The organism is Novosphingobium sp. BL-A-41-Hi4B-X5A (assembly GCF_055521705.1).
Genome location: NZ_CM145500.1, coordinates 3068652 through 3087311 on the forward strand (window position 1 = coordinate 3068652; position 18660 = coordinate 3087311).

The following is an 18660-nucleotide window of genomic DNA, read 5'->3' on the forward strand; positions in this document are numbered from 1 at the left end:
GCTTCACCGCTTGTCTGGGCCGTCCGTCACCAAGGGTTGTCGACGGATTTCCGGCCGCAGTCTGGTCCAGGCGCGATCTTTGCGCAAGGCGGACCACCAGGTCCACGGGTTCCAGCCTTCGCTGCCGTCGAGCGAAAAGGTAACGAACTCGGCGCGACCGCCGACATTGGCCAGCGGCACCGGTCCACCAAGACCACGTTCTTCGATCGGGGCGCGGCTGTCGGCAGAATGATCGCGGTTGTCGCCCATCAGGAAGACATGTCCCGGCGGAACCAGCGTTTCCTGATAGTTGTCGAGCACTTGGTCCATGTGGTCGATGATCACATAGCTGGCCCCGTTGGGCAGGGTCTCCCGGAAGGCCGGCAGCTCGAACACTTCGCGGCCGTCATCCAGACGGGTCCGGTAGCGCTCGAACATGTCGTAGCAGGGGGCACCGTCGCATGACAGCTGCGGGTCGGCAGGGATCTGCACTGGCGGCTCTGCTTGCTGCGGCACGAGTTTGCCGTTCAGGATGATCTGTCCGTGGATCACTGCGATCCGGTCGCCGGGAAGAGCCACCACCCGCTTGATGTAGTCTTCGTCCCTGTCGGGTGGCACGGCAATCACGATGTCGCCGTATTCCGGGGTCCTGGGCAGCAAGCGCTCCGACCCCCGAGGCAAGATGTGGAAGGATGCCGAAACCCAGGACCAGCCATAGGGGTATTTGGCAACGATCAGCCGGTCGCCCACCAGAAGGTTGGGCATCATCGAGATCGAGGGAATGTAGAACGGCTTGGCAATCAGGCTGTGAAACGTCACTACCGCCAGCAGCATCAGTAAAAGACCGCGGATCTCTGCCCACCAATCCACGCCACCGGGGGGCGGTGGTGGTGGCGAAAGGTCTTGCTGCGGCTGGTCGGAAGTTTCGGCGGTCAAACTGTGGACTTTTCTGCCAGGGGGCGGGCCTCGATGACCACGAAGGCCTGAGCCCACGGGTGGTCGTCGGTCAAGGTGAGGTGAACTATCGCCTCGTAACCCTTGGGCGTTATTGCGGCAAGGCGAGCTGCAGCCCCGCCTGTCAACGCAAGCGTCGGCGCACCCGACTTCGCGTTGACGACTCCGATGTCCTTCATGAACACACCGGCCTTGAAACCGGTCCCGACGGCTTTGGAAAACGCTTCCTTCGCGGCAAAGCGCTTGGCCAGCGTGCCAGCAACCGTGAGCGGGCGCCGTGCGGCCTTGGCTTTCTCGACTTCGGTGAACACGCGGTCGATGAAGCGGTCGCCAAACCGCTCGATCGAGTTTCGGATCCGCTCGATATTACAGAGATCCGAGCCCATGCCGATGATCATGGTGCGGCCGTTACCGCGCTTCGTCCATCAGGTCGCGCATGCGGCGCACCGCTGCCTCGAGTCCGACGAAGATGGCTTCCCCTATCAGGTAGTGCCCGATGTTCAGCTCGGCCAGTTGCGGGATTGCGGCGATCGGCTGCACATTGTCATAGGTCAGCCCATGCCCCGCGTGGGGCTCGATGCCATTGCGTGCAGCAAGTGCCGCCATGTCCGAGATCCGCTTTAGCTCGACCGCGCGTGCCTCACCTTCGGCGTGCGCATATTCACCGGTGTGGAGCTCCACCACTGGCGCTCCAAGCTTCATGGCGGCTTCAATCTGCCGAGCCTCGGGGGCGATGAACAGGCTCACACGAATACCCGCATCGGCAAGGCGGGAGACGATCGGCGCAAGTCGATTGTGCTGGCCTGCTGCATCGAGCCCGCCTTCAGTCGTGCGCTCTTCGCGCCGTTCGGGCACGATGCATGCCGCATGCGGCCTGTGACGCAATGCAATCTCCAGCATCTCGTCCGTCGCGGCCATTTCAAGGTTCAGCGGCAGGTTGGTTGCCGACTGGATGCGCGCGATGTCCTCGTCGCGGATGTGGCGGCGGTCCTCCCGCAGGTGCGCAGTGATACCGTCACCCCCCACACTGGCCACGACTTCTGCCGCGCGCACCGGGTCTGGATGATGGCCGCCGCGCGCGTTTCGGATTGTGGCGACGTGATCGATATTCACGCCTAGGCGAAGGCGGGCAGGGGCGAGGATGCTGTTCACGGCTTGGCACGGCTCCCGGGCTTCACGGCTTCCGTCGCGGCAAGTTCCGGTGGCAGTTCGTCGGGCGCATAAGTCGGGAAGTTCAACGCGACGAGCGGAAAGAAAGGTACGCCAAGATCGGCGCTGCCCGCGGATCGATCGACGAGAGCGGCAGCGGCAATGACCTGTCCGCCGGCTTCCTCGATCGCCTTGATGGCCTCGCGACTTGATAGGCCGGTGGTCACCACGTCTTCGACCATCAGCACCTTTTCGTCTGGGTTGAGCGAGAACCCGCGGCGCAGTTCGAAGGTGCCGGTCGGCCGCTCGACAAACATCGCTTCCACGCCGAGTGCGCGCCCCATCTCATGGCCGATGATAACGCCGCCCATTGCCGGCGACACCACCTTCTGGATTTGCTGGCGCAATTCGCGCGGAATCTTCTGGGCAGTGGCCATTGCAAGACGCGAGGCCCGCATCGGGTCCATGAGGACGCGCGCGCATTGAAGATAATGCGCGCTGTGCCGCCCCGAAGACAGCAGGAAGTGTCCTTCGAGCAAGGCCTGGCTGGCGCGGAATTCGGAAAGGATCTCGTCTTCGAGCATCGGTCTGCCTGGAATACTGCTGCAACGCCTCGCAAATGGCCCTTGCCCGCGCCGGGAGCAACCCTTTTCGAACACCCCTGTAACAGACTGTTTCGCCATTGCCCGAATGGCCATGACAGCCTCATGAAAAATATGCGCGCTGGCGCTTGAGGCTTGGGACAACCGCGCGTATAGGCCGGTCCGATCGAGGGACTTAGAGGAGGTGCGCAAGCGCCTCCTTGATGCAGCGCAACAAGCGCGCAAACAGGGAAAAAGCGGAAACTTTGACGATGAGTCTTGCCGATACCGCCCGTTCCATGGGCAAAGCTTTCCGGACCTTTGGCGTCGCTGCCGCGCTGACTTTCGGGACCCAGGCCATGGCTGCAGCGCCTGCTGCGCCAGTTGCAGCTGAAGCTGCAGCTCCGGTCGCCGCTGCACCGGCTGCTGCCGCCAGCGACTCGGCTGCGCCTGCAGTTGCCGCCGAAGCCGCTCCGGTCGACAAGGGCTACTACACACCCATGAAGCCGACGGCCGGAAAGGGCCAGCCGGTCGACAAGGGATGGACCTTCCAGGACCAGTATTCGCCGATCGGCGAGGAAGGCCTCTGGATGCACGACGTGATCCTCATGCCGATCATCGTTGCCATTTCGATCCTCGTGCTGGTGCTGTTGCTGGTCGTCATGGCCAAGTTCAACAAGCGCGCCAACCCGGTTGCTTCGAAGACCAGCCACAACACGCTGATCGAAGTGATCTGGACGCTGGTTCCGGTTCTCATCCTGGTCGTGATCGCAGTTCCGTCGATCCGCCTTCTTGCTCACCAGTACGATCCTGCGCCCAAGGGTGCGCTGACCGTAAAGGTGACCGGCTATCAGTGGTACTGGGGTTACACCTATCCCGACAACGGCGGCTTCGAAGTCATTTCGAACATGCTGTCGGAAGAAGACGCTCTCAAGGCAGGTGAGCCTGGTCACCTCGCGGTCGATAACCGCATGGTCGTTCCGGCGGGTGAGCCGATCCGCATCCAGACCATCGGTTCGGACGTGATCCACGCCTTTGCCGTGCCGTCGCTGTGGTTCAAGCTCGACGCTGTGCCGGGCCGCATCAACGAGAAGGTTCTCTTCATCAAGGAGCCGGGCGTTTACTACGGCCAGTGCTCCGAGCTGTGCGGCGCCCGCCACGGCTATATGCCGATCGCGGTGGAAGCCCTGCCGCGCGACAAGTTCGAGGCATGGGTGAAGACCCAGCCCGGCGGCACCGTGGGAGCAGCTCCAGCTGCTCCTGCCGCCTGACGCGATGTTCATGCACAAGGTTTGACCGAGATGGCCACCATTCCAGCAAACGAAGGTTTCGATGCGCATCACGATGCGCACGACCACGATCATGACCACAAGCCGGGCTTCTTTGCTCGCTGGTTCATGTCCACCAACCACAAGGACATCGGTACGCTCTACCTGATCTTCGCAATCTTTGCGGGGATCATCGGTGGTGCGGTGTCGGGCATCATGCGCGCCGAACTGGCCGAGCCGGGCATCCAGTACCTTGGCTGGTGGACCAACTTCCTCGGTGGCAACGCTGCCGATTTCAACGCCACGCTGCACATGTGGAACGTGCTGATCACGGCTCACGGCCTGATCATGGTGTTCTTCATGGTCATGCCGGCAATCATCGGCGGCTTCGGCAACTGGTTTGTTCCGATCATGATCGGCGCGCCGGACATGGCCTTCCCGCGCATGAACAACGTGTCGTTCTGGTTGACCTTCGTGGGCTTCTGCTCGCTCATGTTCTCGGCTTTCGTGCCGGGTGGCACGGGCATGGGCGCCGGCACCGGCTGGACAGTCTATGCACCGCTTTCTACGTCGGGCTCGGTCGGTCCTGCGGTCGACTTCGCGATCTTCTCGCTGCACCTCTCGGGTGCCGGCTCGATCCTGGGTGCGGTCAACTTCATCACCACCATCTTCAACATGCGTGCGCCGGGCATGACCCTGCACAAGATGCCGCTGTTCGTGTGGTCGGTGCTGGTCACCGCGTTCCTGCTGCTGCTGGCGCTTCCGGTTCTGGCCGCCGCCATCACCATGCTGCTGACCGACCGCAACTTCGGCACGACCTTCTTCGATCCTGCCGGCGGTGGTGATCCGGTTCTCTACCAGCACCTGTTCTGGTTCTTCGGTCACCCCGAAGTGTACATCATGATCCTGCCGGGCTTCGGCATCATCAGCCAGATCATATCGACCTTCTCGAAGAAGCCGGTGTTCGGCTACCTCGGCATGGCCTACGCCATGGTTGCGATCGGCGTCGTCGGCTTCATCGTGTGGGCGCACCACATGTACACCACCGGCCTCGACGTGAACACGAAGATGTACTTCACCGCAGCGACCATGGTCATCGCGGTTCCGACCGGCATCAAGATCTTCTCTTGGATCGCAACGATGTGGGGTGGCAGCCTCGAGTTCAAGTCGCCGATGGTCTGGGCGCTGGGCTTCATCTTCCTGTTCACCGTGGGCGGCGTCACCGGCGTTGTTCTGGCGAACGGTGGCGTGGACGACAACCTGCACGACACCTACTACGTCGTCGCGCACTTCCACTACGTTCTGTCGCTGGGTGCGGTGACCTCGCTCTTCGCCGGGTTCTACTACTGGTTCCCGAAGATGAGCGGTCGCATGCACTCCGAGTTCCTGAGCCACCTGCAGTTCTGGGTCTTCTTCGTCGGCGTGAACCTGATCTTCTTCCCGATGCACTTCCTCGGGGTCCAGGGCATGCCGCGTCGTTATCCTGACTACGCACTGGCCTACTCGTACTGGAACAAGATCGCTTCGATCGGCTACGTCATCATGGCCGTCTCGATCGTGATCTTCTTCATCAACATCCTCTACGCATTCCTTGCCGGCAAGAAGGCTGAAGCCAACTACTGGGGTGAAGGTGCGACGACGCTGGAGTGGACCCTGTCCTCACCCCCGCCGTTCCACCAGTTCGAAACCCTGCCGGTGATCGACGACGCCGCTCACGCACACTGAGCACGTCGTCGGCCCAAGGGCTGAAACAGAAGGGGCCTCCGGAGCAATCCGGGGGCCTTTTTCTTTCAGTATCAAGCACACCAAACCTGCCCCAACGCCTCGTCCCGTTTCGCTTTCCATGAACGTCAGGTGCGCGTATAGGCGCGGCCAATCATGGATTCTGCAACACCCCTCGGCTCGACCGTAGCCCTGCCCGCGGAGTGGCGCGATTTCTTCGCGCTGACCAAGCCGCGCGTGATGACGCTGGTCATCTTCAGCGGCCTGTGCGGCCTCCTCGCAGCGCCCGGCGAGATCCATCCGATCCTCGCCTTCACTGCAATCCTGTGCATTGCTGTCGGTGCTGGCGGCGCCGCGGCGCTCAACATGTGGTGGGAAGCCGATATCGACGCAGGCATGAAGCGCACGTCGAAGCGCCCGCTGCCGTCGGGCCGCATGGACCCGACCTCGGCGCGTGATTTCGGCTTTGCGCTGTCGGGCGGGTCCGTCGTGATCATGGGGCTGGGCGTGAACTGGCTTGCGGCCGCGATCCTTGCCTTCTCGATCTTCTACTACGCCTGGATCTACACCGTCTGGCTCAAGCCGCGCACGCCGCAGAACATCGTGATCGGTGGCGGGGCAGGGGCCTTCCCGCCGCTGATCGGTTGGGTGGCGGTGACCGGCAACATCACGCTGATGCCGGTGCTGCTGTTCCTGATCATCTTCATGTGGACTCCGCCGCACTTCTGGGCACTCGCCCTGTTTGTGCAGATCGATTACGCGAAGGTCGGCATCCCGATGATGCCGGTCGTCGCAGGCGAGAAGTCGACCCGTCGTCAGATACTGATCTATGCCCTGCTTCTCCTGCCGGTCACGCTCGCGCCGTGGTGGATCGGTGGAACAGGCTGGGTTTATGGAGTTTCGGCGCTCGTCCTTGGCCTTATCTTCGTTGCGCTTTCGATCAAGGTCGGGCTGCGCGAGTCGGGGCCTGATGACAAGATGAAGCCCGAGAAGCGGCTGTTCGCCTATTCGGTCCTCTACCTTTTCGTCCTTTTCGGCATGCTGGCGGGGGACCGGCTTGCCACAGTGCAAGGCTGGCAATGATGAACGACCCCAAGCAGAATACGCACCTCGGCAAGGAAGAGACCGCGCTCTATCGCGCGCGCCAGCGCAGCCGAAACAAGGTGCTCGGCATCGTTCTCGGATCGCTCGCCGTGCTGTTCTTCGCGATTTCGATCGTGAAGATCGCTGCACAAGTGAACCACTGACATGGCTGGCGCAGTCGTTCCCGACCCGCGCAAGAACCGTAATGTCGGCCTGATGGCTGCTGGTGCTGCCCTGGCAATGCTCGGGCTCGGCTATGCGTCGGTTCCGCTTTACCGGCTGTTCTGTCAGGTCACCGGTTACGGTGGCACCACGCAGCGGGCGGATTCGGAGAAATTGGCCGGCGTGAAGGTCGCCGCCAAGATGATCCGCGTCCGCTTCGATGCCAACACCGCGCCGGGCATGCCGTGGATGTTCAAGCCGCAGCAGGTGACGCAGGATCTGCGCATCGGCGAGCGCAAGATCGCGACGTTCGAGGCCCGGAATCTCTCGGATCGCCCGATTACCGGGACCGCAATCTTCAACGTCTCGCCCGAGCAGGCCGGCAAGTATTTCAACAAGATCCAGTGCTTCTGCTTCACCGAGCAGAAGCTCATGCCGGGTCAGGACGTACGCATGCCGGTCATCTACTATGTGGATCCGGCGATTCTCGACGATCCCGGCGCCAGCAACATCGAGGAGATCACGTTGAGCTATACGTTCAACGAGACGCCCGAAAGTGCGGCGCAGGCCGGCAATTCTGCCGGGACAAAGCCTCTTGCCTCATTGGCAGAAAAGCCTCTGGACCGCGCGCAAGCACGGCGATAAAGGCGCAACTGAACTGCGCCCGGAGTGTTCTGCTTCGGGCCTGCCATTACGACCAGATTTGACTGGGGGATTTCGACGATCATGGCCGGCGCAAAGAACCACGATTATCACATTCTGCCGCCCGACGTGTGGCCCTTCATCGCTGCTATTTCGGCGCTGACCATGACGACCGGCGGCGTGTTCTACATGCACAAGATGGCTGGCGGCCACGCCATCTTTTTCGCAGGGCTCTTGGGCGTGATCGTCACGTTCTTCTCGTGGTTCGGCAAGATCATCAAGGAAGCACACGCCGGTGACCATACCCCGGTCGTGCAGCTCCACCAGCGCTACGGCATGATCCTGTTCATCGCTTCGGAAGTGATGTTCTTCGTCGGCTGGTTCTGGGCCTTCTTCGACTTCTCGCTGTTCCCTTCGACGCTTGCTGAAGTCGTCGGTGGGCAGTGGCCTCCCAAGGCGATCGAAGCGGTCATGGATCCGTTCGACCTGCCGCTGCTCAACACCCTGATCCTGCTCTGCTCGGGCACCACGCTGACTTGGGCGCACCATGCCCTGATCCACGGTGACCGTGACGGCCTCAAGAAGGGGCTGTGGGCAACGATCATCCTCGGCGTCGTGTTCTCGATGATCCAGGCATACGAGTATGCCCACGCGCCATTCGCCTTCGGCACCAACACCTACGGTTCGGCCTTCTACATGGCCACCGGCTTCCACGGCTTCCACGTGATCGTCGGCACGATCTTCCTGATCGTTTGCCTGGTCCGCGCCTACAAGGGCCACTTCACGCCGCGTCAGCACTTCGGTTTCGAAGCTGCCGCATGGTACTGGCACTTCGTTGACGTGGTGTGGCTGTTCCTGTTCGTCGCCATCTACGTGTGGGGCGGCTGGGGCTACAAGATCCACTGATGCCGTCTGGCGATGGCCGCAAGGGCGATCGCAGCACGAAGGGGCAGCCGGGGATCACCCAGGCTGCCCTTTTCGGTTTGTGCCCGCGTTGTGGTGCAAAAGGGCTGTGGGCAGGGCTGGGGGCCTTGGCCGAGCGATGCGCTTCGTGCGGGCTGGAATTCGAACGCCACGAGCCGCGCGGGCGGGGAATGTACCTCGTCGTTCTTCCGGTGACGATCCTGCTGGTGCTGGCGGCCTTGAAGCTGGATGACGTGGTGCGGCTGCCGGTCTGGGCGTTGATTGCGTTGTGGGGCGCCATTGTGCCCACCGTCGTGACCGCTGCCCTGCGCTATGCCAAGGCGACCGTGCTGATGGCGCGACTCGAGAAGGAAGGTTTGCTGTGATGCGGCGCGTGCCGATCGTTTCAACGATTATCGTCCTGATCGCGGTGGGCGTAATGATCTGGCTGGGTTTCTGGCAGCTTGAACGGCTGTATCAGAAGGAAGCGACGCTGCTGGCGTACCGACAGGCCATTTCATCGACGTATGTCGCAGACTATGCCAACGACCTCATGGTCGACGGACCGGAGTTCTATCACCTTGTCCGCCTCAACTGTAATAATGTCGGACCAGACACTCCAATCTCAGGGCGCAATGCCCGTGGAGAAGCCGGTTGGGCTCATCAGGTTCGCTGCAGCTTTCCCTACAAAATGAAAGGTGATTCGCAGGCTGACGTAGTTCTTGGTTGGTCGGACCGACCTGCGACGGTTTCATGGGAAGGGGGCTTGGTTTCCGGATGGGAGGTCCCAGGCAAAGGACCTGTGCATCGCGTAATCGCTGATCCACCGCTCGCTGGCTTGCAGGCCAACGCAAAGCCCGACCCGAATGACATTCCCAACAACCACCTCGCTTACGCTGTCCAGTGGTTCTTCTTCGCAGGCGGGGCGTTGGTGATCTACGCGCTCGCCCTGCGCAAGCGGTGGCGGGAGCGCTGACTAGCGTTGACTGTCCTTCCCCCTCGATGGGGGAAGGATGCCGAAGCTTGCGAGCCTGCTCGCTAGCGCAGGCTGGATGGGGGCGGCTTGCGGCGCTGCGTGTGGCGCTTCACCCCCACCCAACTGCGACTAGGACGCTTCGCGCCCAAGTCTCCGTATCCCTCCCCCCATCGAGGGGGAGGGGGCATACATCGCCGTTCGTGTCGAGCCCCACGACAGGCTCGGGGTAAACTTCGGGCGCAGAGCCCGAAGTCGAGACAGTGTCGCGCGCAGGTGTCTCGACTTCGCTCGACACGAACGGTGTTGGGTATGAACGCTCCTGGTCCAGAATCCTTGCCCTTTGCGCCCTTGGCCGCTAACCGCGCAAACCCATGAAGTACGTCAGCACCCGGGGGCAGGCACCCTCGCTCGATTTTCAGGGCGTCACGCTCGCAGGCCTCGCTTCGGATGGCGGGCTCTACGTGCCCGAAACCTGGCCGCAGTTCAGCGCGGACGAGATCGCCGCCATGGCCGGGCTGCCCTATGCCAAGCTGGCGCAGACCATCATGCAGCCCTTTGTCGGCGATTGCCTGACGCCGGAGCGCCTGCTCCAACTGTGCGAGCAGGCCTATGGTCGCTTCGCCCACGCTGCCGTCGTGCCATTGAAGCAGCTCGACGAGACGCAGTGGGTGCTCGAACTGTTCCACGGCCCCACGCTGGCGTTCAAGGACGTCGCGCTGCAACTCCTCGGCCTGCTGTTCGAGGAATTCCTCGCCCGCGGTGACGAGCACATCACCATTGTTGGCGCCACCTCGGGCGATACCGGCTCTGCCGCCATTGACGCGGTGGCAGGTCGCGCCAAGGTCGACATCTTCATGCTCCACCCGTATGGCCGCGTGTCCGATGTACAGCGTCGCCAGATGACCACGGTCATCGCCCCCAACGTCCACAACATCGCCATCGACGGCAGCTTCGACGACGCGCAAGCGATGGTGAAGCGCATGTTCAACGATGCCGCGATGACCAGCCGCTTCGGCATCGCCGCCGTGAACTCGATCAACTGGGCGCGGCTGATGGCGCAGGTGGTCTACTACTTCTACGCAGCGCTCCAGCTTGGCGCGCCGCAGCGCAAGGTCGCGTTCTCGGTTCCGACCGGCAACTTCGGCGACGTGTTTGCTGGCTATGTTGCGGCGAAGATGGGCCTGCCGATCGAACGCCTGATCGTTGCCACCAACGTCAACGACATCCTCCACCGTGCGCTGTCGAAAGGCGACTATTCCGCCAGCACCGTTACCCCCACCGCTGCCCCGTCGATGGACATCCAGGTCTCGTCGAACTTCGAACGCCTGCTGTTCGACGGCTGCGGTCGCGACGGCGCCGCGCTCGCCGGTCAGATGAAGCATTTTGAAGCGACCAAGGCGATGCAGCTGACCAACGCGCAGCGCGAATCGGCGGCCGAGCTGTTCACCTCCGAGCGCGCCGACGCCGGGCAGATGGCCAACGCCATGCGCTGGGCCTATGAGGCTTGCGGCGAGGTGCTGGACCCGCACACCGCGATCGGCCTCCACGCCGCCCGCGTTGCCGAGGGAATCCCCGCCGGCGTCCCCATCGTCACGCTCGCCACAGCGCACCCGGCCAAATTCGTCGACGCGGTAGAGCGTGCCACCGGCGTTCGTCCCGGCCTGCCTTCTCGCGTGGGTGACCTGTTCGAGCGTGAGGAGCGCTATGATCGCCTGCCCGGCGAGTATGACGCTGTCGCTGCCTACGTCGCCGAGCGCGCGACGCTCAAGCATGGCTGATCTCGATCTCCAGCCGAAGCTGATGGTCGGCGAGGGCTGGGCGGACTTCGCCCTACTCGATTCCGGCCACGGTCGGAAGCTGGAGCAATATGGCCCGCACCGCTTCATCCGTCCTGAACCGCAGGCGATGTGGACGCCGCGCACTTCGGACTGGCGCGCCGACGCCGAGTTCGTCCCCGGCTCCGACGAGGACGGCGGCGGCCGCTGGCAGTTTGACCGCCCGGTCCCGCGCGAGGGCTGGGAGCTCGGCTGGAACGACGTCCGCTTCACTGCCACCTGCACGCCGTTCCGCCATCTCGGCTTCTTCCCGGACATGGCCCCGGTGTGGGACTGGATGGGCGAGCGTCTTGCCGGCAAGCCTGACGCGCAGACTTTGAACCTTTTCGGCTACACCGGCGTCGGCACGCTGGCGCTGTCCGATTACGGTCCGGTCACTCACGTCGACGCCTCGAAGAAGTCTGTCGCCCAGGCCCGCGCCAATGCACAATTGTCAGGCATGGCCGAACGCCCGGTCCGCTGGATCATTGACGACGCTGCCAAGTTCACTGCCCGCGAAGTCCGCCGCGGTCGCCGCTACGATGGCATCATCCTTGATCCACCCAAGTTCGGCCGTGGCCCTGATGGCGAAGTCTGGCGGCTCGAGGAGAGCCTTCCCGGCCTCGTCCGCGACTGCGCGCAACTGCTCGACGCCGACAGCCGCTTCTTGTTTCTGACTGTCTACGCCGTGCGCATGTCTTCCCTCGCCATCGCCGGTCTGCTGGCCGAAGCGCTCAAGGACCTGCCCGGGACGATCGAGCACGGCGACCTGTGCATCCGCGAACAGGGCGAAGGCGGGCGGCACTTGCCCACGGCTATATTCGCCCGCTGGAAAACCTGAATCCCACCCGGCGCAATGGACTCACATCCACGCCGGTGCCAAAGAGCCCACCCATGTCCGATAGCCTGATCCTCGAAGTCGCCAATCTCGAAACCGATGTCCTCACCGGGATCTATTCGGAAGAGACGGGTCGCCCGCAGCCGCTGCGCATCACCATGCGCGTCGGGCTCAGGCATCAGGATCGCTACACTGCCGATTGCCCGCTTGCCGCCAGCAAGAACTACATGGACCTCAAGTTCGCGGCCACCGATGGCTTGCCCAAGGGGGTGCATTTCAAGCTGATCGAAGCCGTGGCAGACCACATCATCGAAACGCTGATGTTGCAGGATGACCGGGTTCAGTGGGTGGAAGTGAAGATTGTGAAGCTGGCGATCAGCGAGAACGGCGAGGAAATCGGGATCACGCTGAAGCGCGAGCGCAAGGCTTGAGCCAGCGCCCCCTCGCGCTTGTCACCGGCGGATGGCGCCGGATCGGCGGCGCGATTGCCCGCAAGCTCGCGGGCGAGGGCTGGGATCTGGCGCTCCACGCCCACCGGCCTTCCACGTTTGACAATGAGTTCAAAGCCCAGCTTGAATGGCTTGGTGCTGCGGTCCACCCCATTTCGGGGGACCTCGAAGATCCGGCCTATCCGCCCAGCCTCTTGGCCGATGTCACCGCGCTTGCCGGTCGCTCACCGGACCTTCTGGTCAACTGCGCTTCGCTGTTCCACGATGATCGCGCGGAGACGATCACCTCCGAAGCGCTTGAACAGCATTTCCGGGTGAACCTGTTCGCCCCTCTTCTGCTGACCCGCGCCTTTGCCGAGGCCTTGGGTGAGCGGGATGGTTCGGTGGTCAACATTCTTGACCAGCGCGTGCTCAATCCCGTGCCGGACCAGATCAGCTACACACTGTCAAAGCAGGCGCTCCACGCCTCGGTCCGGACCATGGCCCGCGCCATGGCGCCCAAGGTGCGAGTCAACGGCGTTGCGCCGGGCCTGATTCTGCCGACCGCGGATTACGATGCCGAACAATGGCGGCGGCTCGAGGACATCATGCCCTTGAAGCGGCTGCCCGGCGCTGATGAAATCGCCGATGCCGTGCACTACCTGGCCAGTGCCAAATCGGTCACCGGACAGACTTTGTTCGTCGATGCCGGCGCGGCCCTTGAATCTTACGCGCGCGACTTCGTATATCTCGAGAAGTGAGCAGCCAAGCGCCTTTGATTGATCGGTTCGCCCGCCGGATCACCTACCTTCGCCTTTCGGTGACTGACCGCTGTGATCTGCGCTGCGCCTACTGCATGCCCGAGCGCATGGAGTTCCTGCCCAAGGCCCAAGTCCTCAGCCTCGAAGAGCTGCACCGTCTCTCGCTCCACTTCATCGCCCGCGGCGTCCGCAAGATTCGGCTGACCGGGGGCGAGCCGCTGGTCCGCCGCGACATGATGGAACTGGTTCGCGCGCTGGGCCGCAAGCTCGGTGACGGACTTGACGAACTCACCCTTACCACAAACGGCACCCGGCTGACGGAATACGCCGACGAGCTCGCCGCTGCCGGCGTAAAGCGCATCAACGTCTCGCTCGACACGCTGGATCGTGAGGCATTTGCCAGGCTCTCCCGCCGCGACATGCTGCCGCAGGTGCTCGAAGGCATCGCCGCCGCAAAGGAGGCCGGGCTCAAGGTCAAGATCAACGCCGTCGCGCTCAAGGACATCAACGAGGCCGAGATTTCCTCGTTGATCGAATGGGCGCACAGTGCCGGGCACGACATGACCCTGATCGAAGTCATGCCGCTGGGTGAGGTCGAGGGCGATCGCTTCGATCACTATCTTCCGCTCGATGCCGTTCGCCGCGATCTGGAGAAGCGCTGGACCCTGACTGACAGCGATGCGCGTTCAGGCGGTCCCGCCCGCTATGTCGACATTGCCGAAACCGGCGGCCGCTTGGGCTTCATCACGCCTCTGACCGGAAACTTCTGCGCCGGGTGCAACCGGGTTCGGGTTACCGCCACCGGCCAGCTCTACATGTGCCTCGGCGGCGAAGGGCGCGTGGACCTGCGCGCCGCGCTGCGCTCCGATGACCCCGACGGTGCGCTGTCCGAATGCTTCGCCCGCGCCATGGGTGAAAAGCAGGAACGTCATTCCTTCGTGATCGACAAGCCGGGCAGCGCGCCTGCAGTGTCGCGTCACATGTCCACGACCGGCGGCTGAGCCATGGCAAAGCTGGTGTTCATGGGGCGGCTCGAAGACGTGGCCGGTGCGGCGGAGCTGCCGGTTGAGCCAGGTCCTGTCGAACAGGTCCTTGCCAGGCTTGACCCTGCACTCGCCGTCCAGTTGCTGGGCGAGAAAATCCGCATGGCGCTCAATGGTCGTCTCCTCACCGATGTCGGCGGCGTTGTCCTTGGCCAAGGTGACGAACTCGCCTTCCTCCCGCCGGTGAGCGGTGGCTGACGTTCGCCTCTCGCTGGAGGCGTTCGACCCGGCTGCCGAGATCGCGGCGTTCAATGCGCAGCACCCAAACGCGGGCGGCATTGTCACCTTTCTCGGCCAGGTCCGCGATTCGGGTGGCGTCGAGGCGCTCGAACTCCAGCACTACGAGCCGATGACTTTCCCCGGAATGGAAGAGCTGGCCCGCGTAACCGAAAGACGTTGGCCTGTCGAAGGCCTGCTGATCCTTCACCGCAGCGGCGTGATGCATCCCGGCGATGCCATCGTCCTCGTCTGTGCCGCCGCCCGTCATCGCCGCGACGCTTTCGCGGCGGCCGACTTTGCCATGGACCACCTCAAGAGCGAATCGTGGTTCTGGAAACGCGAAAAGACAGCTTCGGGCTGGCGCTGGGTCGAACCCCGCCCGGAGGACCACGAAGACATTTCCCGTTGGCGCATTTGACCAGCGCCATTTGATTCCCGTCAAGGAATAGCGGTCGCGACGGGCGCATGAAGGCTCCAGCAAAAGGAGCCCAGTCCATGAGCATGCACATCGCCGCAGACCGGATCGAGCATGTCGCCGACATCGTCGCGCAGCCGCACCATACCACCGTCGATCGCAACTTCGGCCTGCCCGGCGGGCTCTATGCCGTCTCGGCCGCCGGCTATCTCGCATTCATTACGATGATGGCCTCGATCTTCGGCAACGGTGAACTCGCCATCCCGATGACGATCTTCGTGCTGTTCATCGGCTGTGCTTTCGGCATCCCCGCAGCTTGGACCAAACTCGGCGCGGACCGGCACCCGGACGCGCTTGGCTGGTACGATTTCCGCCGCAAAGGCATCCAGACCCTTTCGGGCAAGCTCGATGCTGGCTCGGCCATGGCGCAGGTGCTCATCCTGCCAGTGTTGATCGCGGTGTGGGGTCTGGTCATCGCCGTGATTGTCGCGACCGTCCGCTGAAAATAACGACTCCCCCCCCGAAGGGCGCTGCGCCTCTGCGCGGCGCCCTTTTTCTATCCGGCGAGTTGCGAAAGCAGCGAATCGATCACTGCAGTTTCGCTCGCCACCAGCGCCTCCACCTCGCCGCGCGCCTCGCGCACGGCCTTGAGGTCCGCGTCGGACCCGTCCACCGCCCGGTTGCCTGCCTCTGTCTCCAGCCGGTCAAGATCGGCAAGCGGCAGTCCCGCCCGTGCCCGCGCCGATTCCAGCTGCGCCACTGCCAGCGATGCCACCGACCAGTTCTCTGTGCCCTTCGCTGCGCCGCGTGCCGCGCTGACAGCGCGAGTGGCCGACGCCCGGCCACCCTCGAATGCGGAATGTGCGTTGCGCGCTTGCGCTGTCAGGTCCGCCAGCCGCTTGGCCATGCCTTCGGACATGATAGCCGGAGCGGGCGGAGCAGGCGGCGTAGCCTGCGCAGTGCGATAGGCGTCCTCCGCGGGTCTGCGGGCGAGCGAGGGAAACTTGTCGCGATCGGCGCATCCGCCCAGGAGCGTTGCAGCGCCAAGCGCGGCAATAACGGCAGTACGCGGGGCTGCAGTGCGGGGGGCGATCAAGGTCTTGTGGCGGGCCATGAACGTCGCCATAGCATGGACACGTGCGCTCGCCAGCCTTGCTTGGCGACTGCGCGCCAAGTGGCCGGATTTTGGGCGCGAAGCTGTCAGGCTCCATTGATTGCGGGCATTGACAGCGGGCACGTGTTTGACTATCCGCGCCACTCTTTCCGGGACCCTGCAGCAGCGGGGTATCGGTATGTTGCCCTCAGTCAGCGATTCGCAGGCGTTGGGCGCCTCATTTGGAATCGCCACGGGCAACCGGGCTTTTGGAACGGATACACAGAACGATGTTCGCAATCGTGCGCACGGGCGGCAAGCAGTATCGGGTCGCCGCCGGAGACAAGATCGCGGTCGAGAAGCTGGCAGGCGAAGCCGGCGACAAGATCACGCTGGGTGAAGTGCTTCTCGCCGGTGAAGGCGATTCGCTGGCTGACGCCGCGAAGGTCACTGTTTCGGCAGAGATCATCGCCCAGGCGAAGTCGGAGAAGGTGATCGTGTTCAAGAAGCGCCGTCGCCACAACTATCGCCGCCGCAACGGTCACCGCCAGCAGATGACCCTGCTGCGCATCGTCTCGGTCGCCTGAGCGTAAACGGAATTCGGAGTAATCTGAGATGGCACACAAGAAAGCAGGCGGCTCTTCGCGCAATGGTCGCGACTCAGCCGGTCGTCGCCTCGGCGTGAAGAAGTTCGGCGGCCAGGAAGTGGTCGGCGGCAACATCATCATCCGCCAGCGCGGTACCCGCGTGTACCCGGGCGCCAACGTCGGCATGGGCAAGGATCACACGCTGTTCGCGCTCGGCGAAGGCCGCGTACGCTTCCACGCTGGCAAGCTTGGTCGCAAGTACGTGTCGGTCGACATTATGGCCGAAGCGGCTGAATAACCGGATGGTCATTCAAAGGGCCATCCCGATGGGGTGGCCCCGCCAGCACTTCGCAGCTGGCCGATAGAGGGAGAGGGCCCCGCCCATCTCCCTCTTTTCATGTCTCCCTCGGACGCAAACCGTTCCCTCGCAATCGGACGCATTGGAGCTCCGATCCGGCGCAGGGCGCAATACCTTTGTCACGTCAGCGTTTTAGCTGCGCGTCGGCAGAGGGGCCGATGAAGGAGACTTGAAATGTTCATTCGCAGCGAACGGCTGTTCCTGCGGCCTGCCTGGCCGGAGGACTGGGCCGAGCTCCATGCCCTGATCGATGACGAGGCCGTCGTCCGCAATCTCTCGCGCGCGCCATGGCCCTATGGCCCCGACGACGCCAAGCGTTTCGTCGCGGCTCCGCAGGGCGGCAATCACCCGCACTTCCTTGCAACGCTTCCCGGCGCACACGGTTCGCGCCTGATCGGTTGCGTCGGCCTGATCGAGGAATCGGGCGAGACCGAGCTCGGATACTGGGTTGCGCAGGCACACTGGGGTCGGGGCTTTGCCACCGAAGCGGTGCGCAGCGTCCTCTCCCTCGCGCGCACGCTCGGCCATCACCGCGTCAACGCCCGCCACTTTGCCGACAACCCGGCGTCGGCAAGAGTGCTGGAGAAAGCCGGCTTCCGGCCGACCGGCGAGATTCGTCTCGGCCATAGCCCGGCGCGCACCCAGCCTGCGCCCACGGTTCACCACATCATCGATCTGGTCGCCCCGGTCGATTGCGATGGCCCGGAAGACGGTGGCTTCGAGCCGATGCGACGCGCCGCCTGACCCGGAACGAAAAAGGGCTCCCCACGGGGAGCCCTTCGATCTTCAGCGCGGCATCACCGCATCCGGAAACTCGCTGTCCGCCTTGCCGATCAGCGCGCGGTCGTCGTGCTGCCACGGGTGGAAGCCCGGCAGGAAGTAGCTCAGCCACGCCGGGAAGATACGGCGAATCACGCCCGGCTTCCACAACAGGTAAGCCGCCAGCTTCCACTTCCACTTCGCGCCGGTCAGACCGTCCTGCGCCAGCAGATCCAGCGTGTCCTCGACGCGGTGGGTGATGAAGTTCTTGGTCACCACCACCATCATCAGGCTCTTGACCTTCCAGCGCTTCCAACGGCTCCAGCTTCGCGTCGCATGAAGCCAGGTGTCATAGGCGACGCCCTTGTGCTCGATCTCCTCGATCGCGTGCCAGCGCCACATGTCCGCCGCTTCCTGCTCAGCGCCGGCAAAGTGCGCTGGATTGGCAAGAAATTCGTGCGCCATCATGGCGGTGTAATGCTCCAGCGCCATAGTCGCCGCCAGATTGAGGATGACCGGGCGGTCCTTGGTCAGCGCCAGCAGTTCCTCCACGCGCTTGTCGATCCGCGCCATGTCGTAACCGGCGTTCTCGGCCTGGCGGTTGAACGCGATATGCTCGCGCGTGTGATTGATTTCCTGCTTTACGAAAGCCCGGATCTCGGCCTCGAGCTTCGGCGGCACACCTTCGCGATGAGCCTTCACGGCTTCGATGAAGAAGGCCTCGCCACGAGGGAACGTACCCGACAGCGCGTTGTGCCATGCCGTCGCCACGGGATCGCCAGCCAGCCACCAGCGGCCCGCAGGCTCATTGCGGCCAAAGCGACGGTCGCGTATCGTGATCGTCAGGTCCGGAGGGGTGGGCGCAGCCTTGCCGTTCGCAGTAGTGCGCTCTAGGGCGATCGTGGGGGTCATGGCAGTCATGAGCC

General features: G+C 63.5%; 25 protein-coding genes. 19 read left to right on the forward strand and 6 right to left on the reverse strand.

Annotated elements, in window-relative coordinates; translation table 11 throughout:
- Positions 1 to 3: 3 nt before the first annotated feature.
- From lepB to pyrE, 4 genes are read right to left on the reverse strand one after another with little or no spacing between them, the layout of a single operon-like run.
- Positions 4 to 915, reverse strand: coding sequence for a signal peptidase I (lepB, locus tag ACZ1JY_RS15010; RefSeq protein ID WP_240946519.1), 912 nt, complete (start codon positions 913 to 915; stop codon positions 4 to 6).
- Complete coding sequence (acpS, locus tag ACZ1JY_RS15015; protein ID WP_118072252.1) at positions 912 to 1331, reverse strand: holo-ACP synthase; 420 nt, start codon at positions 1329 to 1331, stop codon at positions 912 to 914. The genes lepB and acpS overlap by 4 nt, the downstream gene beginning before the upstream one ends.
- Before the next feature lie 10 nt (positions 1332 to 1341).
- Positions 1342 to 2085 (reverse strand): pyridoxine 5'-phosphate synthase, encoded by a 744-nt coding sequence (locus tag ACZ1JY_RS15020; protein ID WP_118072251.1) that lies wholly within the window; start codon positions 2083 to 2085, stop codon positions 1342 to 1344.
- Complete coding sequence (gene pyrE / locus ACZ1JY_RS15025) at positions 2082 to 2666, reverse strand: orotate phosphoribosyltransferase (protein ID WP_465129834.1); 585 nt, start codon at positions 2664 to 2666, stop codon at positions 2082 to 2084. Before pyrE ends, ACZ1JY_RS15020 begins: the two co-directional genes overlap by 4 nt.
- A 269-nt stretch (positions 2667 to 2935) precedes the next feature.
- Between pyrE and coxB the strand changes: the two genes are divergently transcribed.
- From coxB to ACZ1JY_RS15105, 16 genes are all read left to right on the forward strand, one after another.
- Positions 2936 to 3934, forward strand: coding sequence for a cytochrome c oxidase subunit II (gene coxB, locus ACZ1JY_RS15030; protein ID WP_206065469.1), 999 nt, complete (start codon positions 2936 to 2938; stop codon positions 3932 to 3934).
- A 30-nt stretch (positions 3935 to 3964) separates the two neighbouring features.
- Entirely contained in the window at positions 3965 to 5656 is a 1692-nt protein-coding gene (gene ctaD / locus ACZ1JY_RS15035) for a cytochrome c oxidase subunit I (protein WP_118072249.1), read from the forward strand.
- A 153-nt stretch (positions 5657 to 5809) separates the two neighbouring features.
- Positions 5810 to 6736: a heme o synthase gene (locus ACZ1JY_RS15040; protein WP_168902808.1), complete on the forward strand. Its 927-nt coding sequence runs from the start codon at positions 5810 to 5812 to the stop codon at positions 6734 to 6736.
- On the forward strand, positions 6736 to 6900 hold the full coding sequence (locus ACZ1JY_RS15045; RefSeq protein ID WP_162895853.1) for a hypothetical protein: 165 nt from the start codon (positions 6736 to 6738) through the stop codon (positions 6898 to 6900). The genes ACZ1JY_RS15040 and ACZ1JY_RS15045 overlap by 1 nt, the downstream gene beginning before the upstream one ends.
- Before the next feature lies 1 nt (position 6901).
- Positions 6902 to 7543, forward strand: a complete 642-nt coding sequence (locus ACZ1JY_RS15050; protein WP_118072247.1) for a cytochrome c oxidase assembly protein — start codon at positions 6902 to 6904, stop codon at positions 7541 to 7543.
- A gap of 81 nt (positions 7544 to 7624) precedes the next feature.
- Positions 7625 to 8446: a cytochrome c oxidase subunit 3 gene (locus ACZ1JY_RS15055; RefSeq protein WP_168902807.1), complete on the forward strand. Its 822-nt coding sequence runs from the start codon at positions 7625 to 7627 to the stop codon at positions 8444 to 8446.
- A complete protein-coding gene (locus tag ACZ1JY_RS15060; RefSeq protein ID WP_465129835.1) occupies positions 8446 to 8829 on the forward strand; it encodes a DUF983 domain-containing protein in 384 nt (127 codons plus the stop codon). Before ACZ1JY_RS15055 ends, ACZ1JY_RS15060 begins: the two co-directional genes overlap by 1 nt.
- On the forward strand, positions 8829 to 9419 hold the full coding sequence (locus ACZ1JY_RS15065) for an SURF1 family cytochrome oxidase biogenesis protein (protein WP_465129836.1): 591 nt from the start codon (positions 8829 to 8831) through the stop codon (positions 9417 to 9419). The genes ACZ1JY_RS15060 and ACZ1JY_RS15065 overlap by 1 nt, the downstream gene beginning before the upstream one ends.
- Before the next feature lie 371 nt (positions 9420 to 9790).
- A complete protein-coding gene (gene thrC / locus ACZ1JY_RS15070; RefSeq protein ID WP_465129837.1) occupies positions 9791 to 11197 on the forward strand; it encodes a threonine synthase in 1407 nt (468 codons plus the stop codon).
- Positions 11190 to 12074 (forward strand): class I SAM-dependent methyltransferase, encoded by an 885-nt coding sequence (locus tag ACZ1JY_RS15075; protein ID WP_465129838.1) that lies wholly within the window; start codon positions 11190 to 11192, stop codon positions 12072 to 12074. Before thrC ends, ACZ1JY_RS15075 begins: the two co-directional genes overlap by 8 nt.
- Positions 12075 to 12127: 53 nt before the next feature.
- The gene (locus ACZ1JY_RS15080; RefSeq protein ID WP_039332665.1) at positions 12128 to 12502 is read left to right on the forward strand and encodes a dihydroneopterin aldolase; all 375 of its coding nucleotides are present in this window, start codon (positions 12128 to 12130) and stop codon (positions 12500 to 12502) included.
- Positions 12499 to 13260, forward strand: a complete 762-nt coding sequence (locus ACZ1JY_RS15085; RefSeq protein WP_118072240.1) for an SDR family oxidoreductase — start codon at positions 12499 to 12501, stop codon at positions 13258 to 13260. The genes ACZ1JY_RS15080 and ACZ1JY_RS15085 overlap by 4 nt, the downstream gene beginning before the upstream one ends.
- Positions 13257 to 14261, forward strand: a complete 1005-nt coding sequence (moaA, locus tag ACZ1JY_RS15090) for a GTP 3',8-cyclase MoaA (RefSeq protein WP_118072239.1) — start codon at positions 13257 to 13259, stop codon at positions 14259 to 14261. The genes ACZ1JY_RS15085 and moaA overlap by 4 nt, the downstream gene beginning before the upstream one ends.
- Before the next feature lie 3 nt (positions 14262 to 14264).
- A complete protein-coding gene (locus ACZ1JY_RS15095) occupies positions 14265 to 14501 on the forward strand; it encodes a MoaD/ThiS family protein (RefSeq protein ID WP_118072238.1) in 237 nt (78 codons plus the stop codon).
- Positions 14494 to 14940 carry a molybdenum cofactor biosynthesis protein MoaE gene (locus ACZ1JY_RS15100; RefSeq protein ID WP_465129839.1) on the forward strand — a complete coding sequence of 149 codons (447 nt, stop codon included), beginning with the start codon at positions 14494 to 14496 and terminating at the stop codon, positions 14938 to 14940. Before ACZ1JY_RS15095 ends, ACZ1JY_RS15100 begins: the two co-directional genes overlap by 8 nt.
- Positions 14941 to 15017: 77 nt before the next feature.
- The gene (locus tag ACZ1JY_RS15105; protein WP_118072236.1) at positions 15018 to 15440 is read left to right on the forward strand and encodes a hypothetical protein; all 423 of its coding nucleotides are present in this window, start codon (positions 15018 to 15020) and stop codon (positions 15438 to 15440) included.
- A gap of 53 nt (positions 15441 to 15493) precedes the next feature.
- Here the strand turns inward: ACZ1JY_RS15105 and ACZ1JY_RS15110 are convergent, their stop codons facing one another.
- A complete protein-coding gene (locus tag ACZ1JY_RS15110) occupies positions 15494 to 16051 on the reverse strand; it encodes a hypothetical protein (RefSeq protein ID WP_465129840.1) in 558 nt (185 codons plus the stop codon).
- A gap of 269 nt (positions 16052 to 16320) precedes the next feature.
- Between ACZ1JY_RS15110 and rplU the strand changes: the two genes are divergently transcribed.
- The 3 genes from rplU (at position 16321) to ACZ1JY_RS15125 (ending at position 17719) form a co-directional block, all read left to right on the forward strand.
- Positions 16321 to 16617 (forward strand): 50S ribosomal protein L21, encoded by a 297-nt coding sequence (gene rplU / locus ACZ1JY_RS15115; protein WP_011444588.1) that lies wholly within the window; start codon positions 16321 to 16323, stop codon positions 16615 to 16617.
- A gap of 28 nt (positions 16618 to 16645) precedes the next feature.
- Positions 16646 to 16915, forward strand: coding sequence for a 50S ribosomal protein L27 (gene rpmA, locus ACZ1JY_RS15120; RefSeq protein WP_084279130.1), 270 nt, complete (start codon positions 16646 to 16648; stop codon positions 16913 to 16915).
- A 234-nt stretch (positions 16916 to 17149) separates the two neighbouring features.
- Positions 17150 to 17719, forward strand: a complete 570-nt coding sequence (locus tag ACZ1JY_RS15125) for a GNAT family N-acetyltransferase (RefSeq protein ID WP_465129841.1) — start codon at positions 17150 to 17152, stop codon at positions 17717 to 17719.
- 42 nt (positions 17720 to 17761) lie between these two features.
- On the opposite strand, the gene ACZ1JY_RS15130 is transcribed toward ACZ1JY_RS15125, so the two are convergent.
- On the reverse strand, positions 17762 to 18646 hold the full coding sequence (locus ACZ1JY_RS15130; RefSeq protein ID WP_465130929.1) for a metal-dependent hydrolase: 885 nt from the start codon (positions 18644 to 18646) through the stop codon (positions 17762 to 17764).
- Positions 18647 to 18660: the final 14 nt, after the last annotated feature.